This is a genomic window from Bradyrhizobium sp. 33ap4 (genome assembly GCF_032654765.1).
Lineage (GTDB): Bacteria > Pseudomonadota > Alphaproteobacteria > Rhizobiales > Xanthobacteraceae > Bradyrhizobium > Bradyrhizobium australafricanum.
Genome location: NZ_JAUMTJ010000002.1, coordinates 12,082 through 26,078 on the forward strand (window position 1 = coordinate 12,082; position 13,997 = coordinate 26,078).

At 62.0% G+C, this 13,997-nt stretch carries 12 protein-coding genes; 9 read left to right on the forward strand and 3 right to left on the reverse strand.

The annotated features are described in order from the left end of the window. The first annotated feature begins 10 nt into the window (after positions 1–10). The 8 genes from Q2M23_RS01715 to Q2M23_RS01750 all read left to right on the forward strand — a co-directional run bounded on the left by Q2M23_RS01715 (position 11) and on the right by Q2M23_RS01750 (position 7,698). Positions 11–1,213: an acyl-CoA dehydrogenase family protein gene (locus Q2M23_RS01715; RefSeq protein WP_410469682.1), complete on the forward strand. Its 1,203-nt coding sequence runs from the start codon at positions 11–13 to the stop codon at positions 1,211–1,213. An 11-nt stretch (positions 1,214–1,224) separates the two neighbouring features. Continuing rightward, a complete protein-coding gene (locus Q2M23_RS01720; protein ID WP_316393894.1) occupies positions 1,225–2,598 on the forward strand; it encodes an MmgE/PrpD family protein in 1,374 nt (457 codons plus the stop codon). An 8-nt stretch (positions 2,599–2,606) separates the two neighbouring features. Then, entirely contained in the window at positions 2,607–3,419 is an 813-nt protein-coding gene (locus Q2M23_RS01725) for an aspartate/glutamate racemase family protein (RefSeq protein ID WP_253638761.1), read from the forward strand. After that, positions 3,416–4,303: an MBL fold metallo-hydrolase gene (locus Q2M23_RS01730; RefSeq protein ID WP_253589172.1), complete on the forward strand. Its 888-nt coding sequence runs from the start codon at positions 3,416–3,418 to the stop codon at positions 4,301–4,303. The genes Q2M23_RS01725 and Q2M23_RS01730 overlap by 4 nt, the downstream gene beginning before the upstream one ends. 219 nt (positions 4,304–4,522) lie before the next feature. Next, positions 4,523–5,530, forward strand: coding sequence for a LacI family DNA-binding transcriptional regulator (locus Q2M23_RS01735; RefSeq protein WP_233475241.1), 1,008 nt, complete (start codon positions 4,523–4,525; stop codon positions 5,528–5,530). Next, positions 5,412–6,782, forward strand: a complete 1,371-nt coding sequence (locus Q2M23_RS01740; RefSeq protein ID WP_244558771.1) for an NADH:flavin oxidoreductase/NADH oxidase — start codon at positions 5,412–5,414, stop codon at positions 6,780–6,782. The genes Q2M23_RS01735 and Q2M23_RS01740 overlap by 119 nt, the downstream gene beginning before the upstream one ends. A 422-nt stretch (positions 6,783–7,204) precedes the next feature. Continuing rightward, the gene (locus Q2M23_RS01745) at positions 7,205–7,423 is read left to right on the forward strand and encodes a hypothetical protein (protein WP_076826890.1); all 219 of its coding nucleotides are present in this window, start codon (positions 7,205–7,207) and stop codon (positions 7,421–7,423) included. Then, entirely contained in the window at positions 7,420–7,698 is a 279-nt protein-coding gene (locus Q2M23_RS01750; RefSeq protein WP_316393900.1) for a hypothetical protein, read from the forward strand. The genes Q2M23_RS01745 and Q2M23_RS01750 overlap by 4 nt, the downstream gene beginning before the upstream one ends. A 13-nt stretch (positions 7,699–7,711) precedes the next feature. Here Q2M23_RS01750 and asnB read toward each other — a convergent pair whose 3' ends face one another. After that, positions 7,712–9,652, reverse strand: coding sequence for an asparagine synthase (glutamine-hydrolyzing) (gene asnB, locus Q2M23_RS01755; protein WP_316393901.1), 1,941 nt, complete (start codon positions 9,650–9,652; stop codon positions 7,712–7,714). 348 nt (positions 9,653–10,000) lie between these two features. Here asnB and Q2M23_RS01760 point away from each other — a divergent pair, with 348 nt between their 5' ends. Beyond that, a complete protein-coding gene (locus Q2M23_RS01760) occupies positions 10,001–11,218 on the forward strand; it encodes a glycosyltransferase family 4 protein (protein ID WP_410469683.1) in 1,218 nt (405 codons plus the stop codon). On the opposite strand, the gene Q2M23_RS01765 is transcribed toward Q2M23_RS01760, so the two are convergent. Next, the gene (locus Q2M23_RS01765; protein ID WP_316393902.1) at positions 11,154–12,431 is read right to left on the reverse strand and encodes an acyltransferase; all 1,278 of its coding nucleotides are present in this window, start codon (positions 12,429–12,431) and stop codon (positions 11,154–11,156) included. The two genes, Q2M23_RS01760 and Q2M23_RS01765, sit on opposite strands and share 65 nt — an antisense overlap. Beyond that, positions 12,428–13,627, reverse strand: a complete 1,200-nt coding sequence (locus tag Q2M23_RS01770; RefSeq protein WP_057017391.1) for a polysaccharide biosynthesis/export family protein — start codon at positions 13,625–13,627, stop codon at positions 12,428–12,430. Before Q2M23_RS01770 ends, Q2M23_RS01765 begins: the two co-directional genes overlap by 4 nt. Positions 13,628–13,997 lie beyond the last annotated feature (370 nt).

Consider the following 13,997-nt stretch of genomic DNA (forward strand, 5'->3'; position numbering starts at 1 on the left):
AGGATATGACATGAACTATCACGACGCCGCCCAAACCGCCGACATGGAGGTCACCGTCACGTTGGGCGAGGATTTCTCCGACCTGCGCAACACGGTGCGGCAGATCTGCAAGGGCTTTCCGGGCGAATACTGGCGCAAGCTCGACGATCAAAGCGCCTATCCGACCGAATTCGTCGCGGCGTTGACGGAGGCGGGATTCCTCGGCGCGCTGATCCCGGAGGAATATGGCGGTTCGGGCCTGCCGCTGCGTGCGGCGGCAGCGATCCTCGAAGAGATCAATGCGAACGGCTGCAGCGCCAGTCCCGCGCATGCCCAGATGTACATCATGGGTACGTTGCTTCGTCACGGCAACGAGACCCAGAAGCGGACCTACCTGCCGGAAATCGCGGCGGGACGGCTGCGGCTGCAGGCCTTTGGCGTAACCGAGCCCAATACCGGCTCCGATACCACCCAGCTCAAGACCCGCGCCGAGCGTCAGGGGGACGTCTATGTCGTCAACGGCCAGAAGGTCTGGACGTCGCGGGCGCTGCACTCCGACCTGATGCTGCTGCTGGCGCGCACCAGTCCGGTCGATCAGGTGAAGCGGCGCACCGACGGACTTTCGGTGTTCCTGGTCGACTTGCGTGAGGCCAAGGGCAACGGCGTCGAAATCCGCCCGATCAAGGCGATGGTCAATCACAATACGACAGAGGTGTTCATCGAGAACCTGAAAGTGCCGGTCGCCAATCTCATCGGGGAGGAAGGCAAGGGCTTTCGCTACATCCTCGACGGCATGAACGCCGAACGAATCCTGGTCGCCTCCGAATGTGTGGGCGACGGACGCTGGCTTCTCGGCAAGGGCGTCGCTTATGCCAATGAGCGGCGCGTCTTCGGACGATCGATCGGCCAGAATCAAGGCATCCAGTTTCCGCTGGCGCGCGCCTACGCCGAACTCGAAGCCGCCGACATGATGTGCCGCCGCGCCGCCGCGCTGTTCCAGGCCGGGCAGCCCTGCGGAGCAGACGCCAACATCGCCAAGCTGCTGGCGTCGGAGGCCACCTGGAAGGCTGCCGATACGACATTCCAGACCCATGGCGGCTTCGCCTTTGCGCAGGAATACGACGTCGAGCGCAAGTGGCGTGAGGTCCGTCTTTACCAGACAGCCCCGATCTCGACCAACATGGTGCTGGCCTTTGTGGCGCAGCACGTGCTCGGTCTTCCGCGTTCCTACTGAGGAGACGACCCATGCTGGATATCACGCGTCAGACGGCCAATTTTGTAGCCGGCCTCAAGCTGTCCGATCTGTCCGGCCGCTGCCGCGAGGCGGCGCGGACCGGCATCATCGACTGCGTCGGCGTCATGATCGCTGGCGCCGCCGAGCAGCCGGTGCGGATCGTGTCGGCGATGGTGGCCGCGTCCACGCAGAACGACGGCGCGCTCGAGGTTCCGTCGGGCCGCAATCTCGCGGCGCCGGATGCTGCGCTCGTCAACGGCGTCGCGGCGCATGTGCTCGACTATGACGACGTGGCGCTGGCCGGACATCCGAGCACGGTGCTGGTGCCGGCCATCCTGGCCGAAGGCTGGTCGCTCGACTCCAGCGGTGCCGACGCGCTCGCCGCCTATGCCGCGGGCTACGAAGTCTGGGCGCAGGTCATTGCGCTGGAGCCCGGTCACCTCCATGAGCGCGGCTTTCACCCGACGGCCGTGATGGGCGCGCTCGCCACCGCGGCCGCCTGTGCGCGGCTGCGCAATCTCGACTCCACGAAGACCGCGCATGCCATCGCGATCGCCGCCTCGCTCGCCTCCGGACTAGTCGCCAATTTCGGCACCATGACCAAATCGCTGCATGCCGGCCGCACCGCTCAATCCGGCGTGCTTGCCGCGCGCCTCGCCGATCAGGGATTTACCGCATCGCTGGACGTGCTCGAGCACCAAACCGGCTTCCTGCGCGCCCATTCGCCATCGGGCACGCCGGATATCGAAAACGGGACGATCGATATAGGCCGCAACTGGCGGCTGGCCGATCTCGGCATCAATGTGAAGCGCTATCCGACCTGCTATGCGACCCATCGTTCGATCGACGCGATGATTGGCCTGGTGAATGCGCACAAGCTCAAACCCGACGACGTGAAGGAAATTCGGGTCCACACCGGCGTCACCCAAAGGCTGATGTTGCGCAACACCAATCCGCAGACCGGTCTCGAGGCCAAGTTCAGCATGGAATTCGCGATGACCGCCGCGCTGATCGCCGGCCGTGTCGGGCTGTCCGAGCTCACCGATGAGTTCGTCTCGCGGCCCGACGTCGGCGCTACCTTCGCCAAGGTCCGCTGCACGACGACGGACGAGATCATGCCGGGCGACCAGCCGTTCGCGCCGGCCGACCGCGTCAGCGTCGTGTTGACGTCGGGCGAAGTGCTTGAGCACGCGCCGGTGGTTCATGCCAAGGGCAGCTGGCAGCGCCCGCTTTTGCGCGACGAACTGCAGGATAAGTTCATGGACTGCGCGACCCGGGTGTTCAAGCAAGGCCAGGCCGCAGCACTGTTCGAGCAGCTCTGGAATATCGAGGACCTCGGGTCGATCCGTTCGCTGCGCCTGACCAACGATCGGGGCGACGCATGAGCGCGGCAATGCCTGGGAAGAGATCGACGCCGCGGATCTGGCACCAGTCGGTCAACGAGCTCGATCATCTCGAAGTCTACAAGCGCGCGCTCGAGGCCCATGCGGCGGAAATCCTTGGCGACGACGCCGAGGTCGTCGTCCACGGGCTTCCGTCCGGATCATACGCCGGCGCTTCGGCCACTGCGGTGCTCGGCAATGCATTCGCCTATCACCGCATTCTCAGCCGGGTGATCGACAATGCGATCGCGGCCGAGCGGCAGGGTTATGATGCCTTCGTGATCGGCTCGTTCAGCGAGCCGTTTCTGCGCGAGATCCGCTCCGCGGTGGATATTCCCGTCGCCTCGCTGACCGAGAGTGGTCTTCTGGTCGGCTGCTCGCTCGGCAGCTATGTGGCATTGATCTCCAATGCGCCGGCGGTGCAGTGGATGACGAAGGTGGCGGTCGACAAGCACAAGCTCGCCGCGCGTGTGCTGGAGGTCGCGGCGATGGATCCGCCGCTCGACGAGCCGCAGCTGGCGCGTGCTTACGCCGACCCGGCTCCGGTCATCGCAAATTTCACCGCCGCGGCCGAGCGCCTGGTGGCGCGCGGCGCTGACGTCATCATTCCGGCGGAAGGCGTGCTGGCGGAACTCTTGGTTCGTCACGGCGTCCACCGCATCGCCGGTGCTCCTGTGATGGACGTGTTTGCCGTCACCTGGGCCTACGCGCTGATGCAGATCAGGCTCTGGTCGAAGGCGCAACTTGGCGTGGGCCGGAGCTGGCACCACAGGCGCGACGATGCAGCGATCGTTGCAAGATTTTGGCAAGGGGACGCACAATGAGCACTTCACCCTCAACGCAAGTCGCGGGAGTCTATCACCGCAGGCTTGGCGACGCGCTGGTCACCGGCCTCAGCGACGGTTACGTCGACATGGGATACACGATCTTTCGCAATATCCCCGAGGAGGAAACCAAGGCCATTCTGGCGCGCGATCATCGCACCTCGCCGCCGCGCATCTCGGTCAACGCCTTTGCCGTGCGCATGGACAACCGGACCTACCTGATCGACTGCGGATCAGCGGATCTGATGGGGCCGACCTGCGGTCGCCTGCCGGCAAATCTCGCTGCCGCCGGCATCGATCCGGCCTCGGTCGACGCGGTGCTGCTGACCCATGTCCATCCCGACCATTCCAACGGGCTGACAGATGCCGCAACCGGAACGCGGCTGTTTCCCAATGCGGAAGTCATCGTCCATGAGAACGAGATCAATCACTGGTTCAACGACGAGGCGATGGCCAAGGCGGCCGAGCGGCCCCGGCGCCGCTATTTCGAGGCCGGCCGCACCCAGCTGAAGCCCTATATGGCTGCCGATCGCGTCAAGACATTCCGGAAGGGCGAGGTGCTCCCGGGCGTCACGGCGATCCCGATCCACGGTCATACCCCCGGCCACGCCGCCTATGTCGTATCGCGCGGCCGCGAATCAATGGTGGTTTGGGGAGACACGGTCCATGTGCCGGAGATCCAGGTTGCACGTCCGGAAGTGACAATGGAATTCGACACCGACCCCGAGGCCGCCGCGGCCGCTCGTCAGATGATGTTCGACATGGTGGTCACTGACGACATGCTGGTCGGCGGCATGCATCTGCATTTCCCCGGGTTCGGACATTTGCGGCGCGAGGCAGGCCGATACAGCCTGGTGGCGGAGCAGTGGGCGTTCGAAGTATGAGCCGCAATATCGTCGAAGCCGACGCCATCTGATCGTTCCGGAACAAGGACGGGAGGCCAGGCCGTTTGGATCACGGTGGAGAAATGCACAAATCATTTGCCTTCGGCCGGCGGATAGCACCTGCGGCCGAATTGGCTTCCGCGTATTGTGCAGGGGATTGAGGTCTCAGCCCCGGTGATGGTGATGGCAGAACAGCAAACGGCAGGTCGCGGAAGCAAATTGACGATCCGCGACGTGGCGACCGCAGCGGGCGTTTCGACCGGCACGGTGTCGCGGGTGCTCAATGCCAATGCCACCGTCCATCCCGACATCCGCCGGAAGGTCCAGCGCGCAATCGATGATCTGGGCTATACGCCGAACGCGGTGGCGCAGAGCATGCGCATCCGGTCGACCCACACGATCGGCTGCATCTTGCGTGAGATCAACATTCCGCAACTGGCGGGCTTCGTCAAAGCCGCGCACGACGTGCTGGACGAGGTCGGCTTCTCGCTGCTCATATCCAACTCGGAAGGCCGCAAGGAGCGTGAGCGAGAGCTGCTCAGCCGGCTGTCGCGGCGGCAGGCCGACGGCGTGATGATGGGGCCGTACACGCCGATCGCCGGTGAGTTCGAGGCCTTCCTGCGCGATCTCGATATTCCGATCGTGCTGATCGATCGTGATCAGCCGGATTGGACTGATGCCGTTATGGCCGATCACGCCGAAGGGATGCGCGTCGCGGTCAGTCATTTGCTCGATCTTGGTCATCGGCGCGTGGCGCTGATCACCGGCGACGCCGGGCTCTATCCGGCGCGCGAACGCGTTCGCGGCTATCAGGAGGCTTTTGCCGCGCGAAATCTCGAGCCCGATCCCTCGCTCGTTCACGCCGGGAGCTTCCTGCCCGGCGCTGGATTTCGTATCACCTCGGCATTGCTCGGCCAGCGCAACCCTCCGACCGCGATCATTTCCGGCGGCATCGACATGCTGTCTGGCGTGCTGCGCGCGGTGCGCGGGCGAGGCCTGCGGATACCTGAGGACGTGTCGCTGATCGCGTCAGGCCATTCCGAGCTCGCCGAGCTCGTCTCGCCGGCCGTCGCCATCATCGGCTGGGATCAGGCGGAGGTCGGCCGGATTGCGGCTGGCATGCTGCTCGATCGCATCCGAAACGACGGTCCGCACGAGCCGCGGCGCGTGCTCGTGCCCAACGAGTTCATCCCGCGCGCGTCGCTGGGGCCCCCAAGACGTACCTGAAGACTTGCCGTCCATGGCACGAACGGACGGCCATAGCATGCAAGGAGACAGTTCCATGAGTGGTGAAATGATCAACGGCAAAGAAGACGAGCGGCCGATGCTGTTCAAGCCACTCACGATTCGAGGCCTTACGCTGAAGAACCGCCTCGTCGTGCCGCCGATGGTCCATTACAGCTGCGAACCGGGAAATACCTGCGGAGCGTTTCATCTCGTACACCTTGGTCGCTATGCCCTCGGTGGATTTGGGCTCGTCTTCGTCGAAGTGACGGCGGTGGAGGAAGTCGGACTCACCAACGAAAACGATCTCGGCATCTGGAATGACGAGCAGGCCGAGAGCTTCAAGCCGCTGGTCGCCTTCATGAAGCGTCAGGGGACGGCGATCGGCATTCAGATCGGCCATGGCGGCCGCAAGTCGTCGGCACAGTCCGCCATGCAAGGCATGGGGCCGCTGACCGAAGAGAATCTGAAAGCCGGCGCCAGGATCTGGCAACCGGTAGGCCCGACCGCCGAACCGGTCGCCAAGGGCTGGCTGACACCACGGCAATTGACCACCGCCGAGTGCAAGGCCATGGTCGGCACCTGGGCAGCCGCTGCAAGGCGGGCGGTTGCCGCCGGGTTCGACACCATCGAGATCCACACCGCGCACGGCTATCTGCTGGCCTCGTTCCTGTCGCCGGTCTCCAACACACGTAATGACGAGTATGGCGGCGACCGCGCCGGGCGCATGCGTCTGCCGCTCGAGATCGTCGAGGCGGTGCGCCGCGAAATGCCGGCGGACATGCCGCTGTTCGTGCGCGTCTCGTCCGTCGACGGCACTGTCGAGGGCTGGAACATGGATGATACGGTCGCCTTCGCGCGCGAGCTGAAGGCGCGCGGCGTCGACGTCGTCGACTGTTCCTCCGGCGGAATCTCCGGCGCGGCTACGGCAGCGCAAGTGCCGCGCAGCCTCGGCTTCCAGGTTCCTTTCGCCGAGCGCGTGCGCAAGGAGGCGGATGTCACCACCATGGCCGTCGGCATCATTCTCGAGGCGCAGCAGGCCGAGGCCATCCTTCAGAAAGGCCAAGCCGACCTCATTGCCGTCGGGCGGCAATCGCAGTTCAATCCCAACATCGCCCACCACTGGGCGCACGATCTCGGCATCAACAGCCGTTTCGAAGATTGGTCGCCCGAGTTCGGCTGGTGGCTCGAGAAGCGGATCAAGACTCTCCAGGGCTTTGCCACGCCGACGGGTGTCGTTACGCGTCACTCCTGACCGGCGTCACACACATCGCTCGCAGCCGGTGAACGGAACGCCGTCCACGGCATCGCTGCTATCTTTGAGGATCCGCGGTGCCGCGCGACGGGTATCGCAGCGCGGGTCCAGCAGCGCGTTTCAGGTTCGCTGCTGAACCTGCGCCGAGTAGATATCGGCGAAGCGGTCGCACAACAGGTTCTTCTGCACCCTCCCCATCGTGTTGCGTGGAAGTAACTCGACAATGACAATCGAACCGGCTCCTTCGCTTTCAGCCGGATTCCGACAAGCGGCGGAATCATTTCGTGGAAGGTCCGGGTTTTTACGGACTGAGCGTTAACGCTGCCGCACGAGCACAAAGGTGGGGGTCTTGTCAGGAAGCGATTTGGCCATTTTAATCGAGAGATTGCAGTACGTTATTCTTATTGTAGAGCGCATTTCCGATGAAAGCCATCGAGCAGATTGTTGCCGGCTACGTTTCGTTGAAGGATCGCCAAGCCCTGGAAAAGCTGAGGCACCATCGACAGCAATTGCTGGATGATGTTCAGATGCACACCATTCCAGGGTTCAAGCCGTCGATCGTGAGCGATATCCTCCGCGAGGAGATCGAGGTCATCGAAGGCGCGCTAGCGCGCGTAGATGAGGATCGATCATTGCCATGAGCAGAACCTTCGACGAGATCGAGACACTGAAACCAATGGCCTGCAGTGCCATCACCGATCCCAATCTGAGGATGATATACGAAGCTATCCGCGGCGCGCTCGAGGCCGACGATGAATTCGAGGCAAGCGGCAAAGATCCCAAATTCCGAGTCCGATCGACGGCCGAATGGAAGCGGCATGCCCGCGATCTTGAGGCAGAGATGTTGAAGCGAGGGCTCGAGTTCGACGTTATCGATTGGACGAATGGTCAGAGTGAGCGGCGAGGAAGCCGGTGAAGGCACTCGCTGCTCATGCGTAAACGCCGTTGCAATGGCACCAACGGACAAACGTGTAGATGGACCAGACCCGCGACCAGTATATGCCGGGCGCTCCGTCGAGAAAGGCTCGCCAAAGTCGCTCAACCGCGTCGGGATTCAGGCCGGTAGTTGCGATCGCCTGCGGATCGCGCATGGTTCGATCCATGGCGTCCTTCAATCCGCGGCGAATCCACCGGTCAAAGGGCATGACGAAGCCGGTCTTTGGGCGCTCGAAGAGCGCAGGATCGAGACCGCGCAATCCGATCCGCCGAAGCATATCTTTGCGCCCCAAGGGCTGATATCGCACTTGGTCCGACAGGGCGTCGACGCTTTCAAACAATACGTGGTCGACCAGCGGAACGCGCTGCTCGAGCGAACTGGCCATGCTTGCTGCATCATTGTCGCGCAGGAGGCGTTCACCCAAAAAGAGACGTTGTTCCATCACGCTAATAGCGGAAACTGGGGTACGGCCTGCCGTTTCGGCCGTCAGCCGCCGGCGCATCGCGTCGGGAAGGCCTTCCACGAGCGCGCCCGCGAAATCCGGTGCAAGCAATTCACCCTGAAATCCAGGCAGGAAGAGCGCGTAGGCCATCTGGTATAACGCCAGCAGATCCTCGCTACGATCGACCATATCCGGAAGCTTCGCCCAGCGCGTTTGAGGCGGCACGGGATGCGAGGATCGTCGCAGGGGCCAAGTCAACAAAGCTGCAGCCCTGGCCTGCCATTTTCTGGGCAATGCGCGGCCCCGATGACACCACTGCTGCAAGATCGGAAGATCGCGATACGTCGGATACCCGCCGAACAGTTCGTCACCCCCGGTTCCTGACAGTGCGACGGTAAAGCCTGCTTGGCGAATGGCCCGGGAGATGAAATAGGCGTTCAGTCCATCGAAGGTTGGCTGGTCGAGACTATCGAGGGCGTCGTCCAGACTGTCGACGAACCGCTGCTCGGACAACACCACCTCATGATGCTGAGTGCCGATTGCCGCAGCGGTCTGTCTTGCGAACGGCGCTTCGTTGAACTGCTGGTCCTCGAACGCGAGCGTGAAAGTATGAACCGGGGCGTCAGCGGTCAGTTGCGCGAGATTTGCCATCGCGGAGGAATCGATGCCACCCGACAGGAAAACCGCGAGCGGCACATCACTGGCGAGGTGAAGCTTCATCCCTTCGTCGAGGATCGAGGCAAGCGCCGCTTCGTCCATTGTCGGTTTTGGCGCCTCTCCGGGAATGCGCCAGAAATCGTGCTCGCTTATTTTGCGGCCTGTCCCGTCAAACTCGGCGTAGTGACCCGGCGCAAGAAGTTCAACACCCTGAACGGCGGTGCAGGGGCCGACAACAAACCCGTTCCATACGTTGCTCGCAACCGCCTGCGGATCAAGACGCGGCGTTCCGAGCAAGCCTGAGGCCAGCAATGCACGCAATTCGGATGCAAATATCAGCGACCACGTCGTGTTCGGATTGCTGGACTGCGCGATATAGAGCGGCTTGATGCCGAGCTGGTCGCGCGCAAGGAGAAGTCGTCGCTGTTGCGGATCCCAGCTTGCAAATGCGAACATGCCGCGCAGCCATCCGACTGCCTTTAGGCCATGCAGCCCAAGTGCCCGCAGCATGACGGCGGTGTCGCCGCTGGACCGAAAAGACTGCCCTTCGCTCTCGAGGCGTTTGCGCAGGGCGACATAGTTGTAGATTTCGCCGTTGAACGAAATCACGTGCCCGGTTGTATCGTCCACCATCGGTTGGGCGCCGGCGGACGACAGATCGAGGATCGAGAGGCGGCGGTGATCGAGCATGACACCCCAGCCGCGGGCATCCGGCGTCGAAGCCCACGAGCCATGGCCGTCCGGCCCGCGATGGATCATGGCCTTGCTCATCCGAGCGAGCGCGGCCCGGTTGTTTTCGTCAAGCCGGCCGATGATACCCGAGATACCGCACATTCAATCGTCGCCTTCGCGGCTTGAGCTTGAGCTGGCCCGCACGAGGTAACGTTGCGGAGAACCTACCAAGACTGCTTCGGCAATGCTTTTACGTCGAAAATCCAAGCGGATAAATGGACACGCCGCCTTTCTATCATTGTTTCGTTAAGAGGAACGAGGCAACTATTAACGCAAAGCGCAGGCTTAAGCATTGAGTAAGCCGAGCTATGTGAATGTGGGCCCCAGCGAGCATCTCAGTACCTGTCGACGTCGGCAGGCAGGTTTGGATCGATGCACTCAGACCGCCTAAATATTCTCTTCGTGTCACAGATGCCTGCGAGCCCGCCGCGGATCGGCGCGCAGGCACGCATGCACGGTTTGATGACGGAATTGGCTCAGCGCCATGACCTGACGGCAGTCATGCTCGTGGATGACGAGCACGACATCGACGAATGCCGAACTGCCATGCAGGCCTATTGCCGCAAGGTGGTGCTCGTGCGTAACCCGTTCGGTCGCGATGGGATGCCGAAGCGCTTGCTTCAACTGCGCTCCCTGGTATCGCCCCTCAGCTTCGAGCGTTTGCGAATCACGGCAGACGTCGTGCGTCAGACGCTGGATGACTTGCTTGGGTCGACGCGCTTCGACGTGGTTAATCTCGAGTTCACGTTCCTTGGTCACTACGAACTGCGCAAGGCGCCGGCAGGAGAGAAGCTTCCGGTATTGGTCGTGGATTCTCACAATATCGACTACGACCTTGCCCGCCAGTACGCCCAAAGCGGCGACAGCTTGTTTCGTCGCCTTTATTCCGAAGTCAATTGGCGCAAGCTTCGGAAGGAGGAGCTCGGGACCTATCGTGACGCGGATGGCGTCTATCTGTGCAGCGCTGCTGACGAACGACGGCTGCTTGAAGAAGTGCCGGAAGCCAGGACTGCCGTCATACCCAATGCCGCGGATATCGAGTTCTATCGCCCGCGTGCCGACGGTCCGAAGCCCGACGGACGCACCGTCGTATTCTTTGGCCTCTTGTCGTATGCACCGAATGTCGACGGTGTCATCCACTTCATCAATGATATATGGCCGCGCATCGCGGCCAGCCATCCGGATGCGCGTTGCAAGATCATTGGCGGTTCGCCGCCCTCCGCCCTGTTGGCGCTGGCAGGTCCCCGAATCGAGTTCACCGGCTTCGTGCCGGATCTGAGACCGCATCTTGCCGAGGCGGCGGTCGTCGTCGTCCCCCTGCGATTGGGAGGCGGGACACGGCTCAAGATTGTCGAGGCTATGGCGATGGGCAAGGCAATCGTCTCGACAACCCTGGGCGCCGAGGGGATCGAGGCCGTGCCGGATCGTAACATCATGATCGCGGACGATTTCGAGAGCTTTGCCGCCCGTGTCAGCGGCTTGCTGGGCGATGCCGATCGCGCTGCGGATCTCGGACGTTCCGCAAGGCATTTGGCCGAAAGCAAGTATGCCTGGAGTTCAGCAGCTCGCGCTCTCGAGGGTTTTTACCATACGAGGCTCGCCATCAGTTGCGGTACGGATGGGAAGGCGCCAACGCTTCGCCAGCAGCAACGGTGTGCTGAGCTTTGAAGAACCGCTTCAGGTCCAGGAAGCGCTTTTCGACGAATTCATAGCTCAGATAAGCGATCAGCAGCGAGACGAGTGCTCCCGCTGTCGCCTGTATTGCCACGGCTGCGCTGTGAGAGCCGAGCCATTCGCCGAGTGCCAGTTCGGTTCGGTGAGTCACGAGATAGTACGATATAAAGTGATGGTAGACGTACAGGCCGTAGCTATAGGTCCCGAGAAACATCAGCGGTCGGCTGCAGAAAAGGCGCGATAACAAGGAATGTTTTGGCGCAACGAGCACCCAGATGAGGAGACAAGCCAACAGCACGGTGATGATGGAAGACCGAACCGGAAGGACGAAAGCGTTACCTTGGTCGGTCACCAAGCGCGTCCAGGTGAAAGTCAGGGACAGCAAGCCAAATGCAGTGGTCGCAACGTATGGAAGGGCGCCAACAAGTCGCTGAAGTCCGCCCGGTTGTCGGACCACCACGGCGAGGAAGGCGCCAAGGGCCAGACCGTCCAGGCGAAACGGTGTCAACACGTAGGTTGTCCACCAGCTAAGTCCGGCCAAGGAGCCGCCCAGGCGAGCGAGCATCGCAGCGACCGATAGGCCGAGGCTGACCGCAATCAACTTTCTCGGTTGCTTCGCGACCAGATATACGACGAGCGGCCAGAAGAAATAGAAATGTTCTTCGATGCAAAGCGACCAGAGATGCTCCAGATATGAGAATGACCAGTCACCGTTCCATGCGATGTAGACGTTGACTCCGTACAGCCAGGCCCAAGCCTGACGATCTATCAGATAGTCGAGGGTCGGACCACGCAGCGGGCTCACAAGCGGAGCGACGAAGAAGACAAGTGCGAGCACGCCATAATAGAGCGGAAAAATGCGCAGCACTCGCCGTATATAGAAATTGCGGAAGAAGTTCGGCTCCTCCCGTGAATCATAGAGGATTCCGGTGATGAGAAAGCCGGACAGGACGAAGAACAACTCGACGCCATAGGAGCCGTAGTTGGTGATTCCGACGACGATCTTCTCGACAGCGTTGGTTGGTAACGTATTGCCGACGAAGTGCAGCAGCATCACCATTGCGATGGCAAGTCCCCGCACGCCGTCGAGCGCAGGAATGTGTCCGTGAAGGCGGGGCCACCGGTCGCGGACTGTTGCCTCGGCGGATTCGGTTGCCGGCAGCATACCTGCCGCGCGAGCCGATTCCGCCAGGCCAATTGTCGTCATCGGGACGACGTAACGATGGTTGTCGCGCCAGAGATGCTGCCGTTGGCGAGTCCCTTCAGCGTGTAGGCATCGATCCCGGCGACGATTGGATCGCTCACTGTGCCGATGATCATCCGCAGGTAAGTCATGAACTTTGTCGCTTCGACAGAATTTGCGTTGGACGCGAAGATGACATCTTTATTCCGCATCTCGAATTCTGTCGCGATGAAGTAGCCGCCGGGATCTCTCAAATCGAGAATATAGATAACGGGGACAAGGGGTCCGCTATAGCGAGTGCAGTCGACGCCGAGCTGCTTGGCAACTTCGCGTGGCTCTCCTCGGTAGATAAACACGGATCCAGGGTCGGCGTGATCATCCTTGAGGCCGCCTGCCTTCGCCATGGCCTCGGCCAGTGTCAGGCGCCAGGCTCCAAACGAGAACTGCCCCTGTTGCCCGGAGGCGCCCATCGCGAGGAAGGTTTGCGGCTGCGTGAATACGTAGACCGTATCTTGGGGGCGAACGAAGATGTTGTTTGCCGGTTGGCTGAGCAGCGATCCGAACGGTGCGGTACCCTGCCGGCCGTCGCGTTCGAGGGTCACCCAGGTATCGAAGCCGGGATTCTTGGGGCCGCCCGCACGCGTGATGATGTCGAGCAGCCGCTCGCCGCTGGCGCTTGCGGGCAAGCGTGCAGGCGTTCCGACCTCGCCCAATACGCTGATGGACGTTGCCTTCTGATCCACCAGCGCAACCACTGCCTGTGGTTCGATCGCACGGTCCTGCAGGGACTTCACGATCGCATTCTGGACTTCCTCCGGCGTCCGGCCCGCAGCGCGGATCGAGCCACCATACGGAACCGTGATGTTGCCTTTGTAGTTCACGGCCTGATTGGGCAACGTGACGTAATTTCCCTGACGTGTGCCGGCTTCGGTTGGAGTAAACAGGCCACCGGCCATCGATTCGAACAGCGTCACGCTGACCGTGTCGCCGATGCCAAAACGAATCTCGGGCGGACCGCGGCGATCCGTGAAAACGCGGTCGATCCGCCTGGAGTTGCGCACGAGGACCCTCTCGGTGTCAGCCGTGAGGCGCACCAGAGCATAGTGCACGCTTTCAGGGTCGGTCTGCCCCGCGCGGACATACGAGCTTGCCGGTCCCGAGGTCGGCATGGTCGAGCAGCCAGCGAGCGCGATTGTCGCTGTGATGGCCAGGGCGCCCAATAGGCGGCCACCACCGAGACGCGAGGAATTGCCAGCCGAATGCGCCGGCGTCACTTCGCGAGTGGTCAGGCGCGGCGTTCGTTGACTACTCTTGCCTGCACTTCTCGGCACGACATTGGACCCTGGTTAACGAAGATTAGCGAACGGAGTCTTGGTAAACGCCGGTCTCTTCTTCGCGCTTGCTTGCGCGCCGCTTGCGGTCGTCGCCGTCCGGCATCGACCGCCGCACCGCCGGACACAGGCTCGGAAGAAATTTGCGCGAGTAAACATGTGCTTACGCGGCATCCACAATTTCCCGGAATATCAATCGACCAGGCGAAACAGCCCGCCCTGTGCGCCACGCTAGGGGACAAGCGTTAACGAAGCGTTC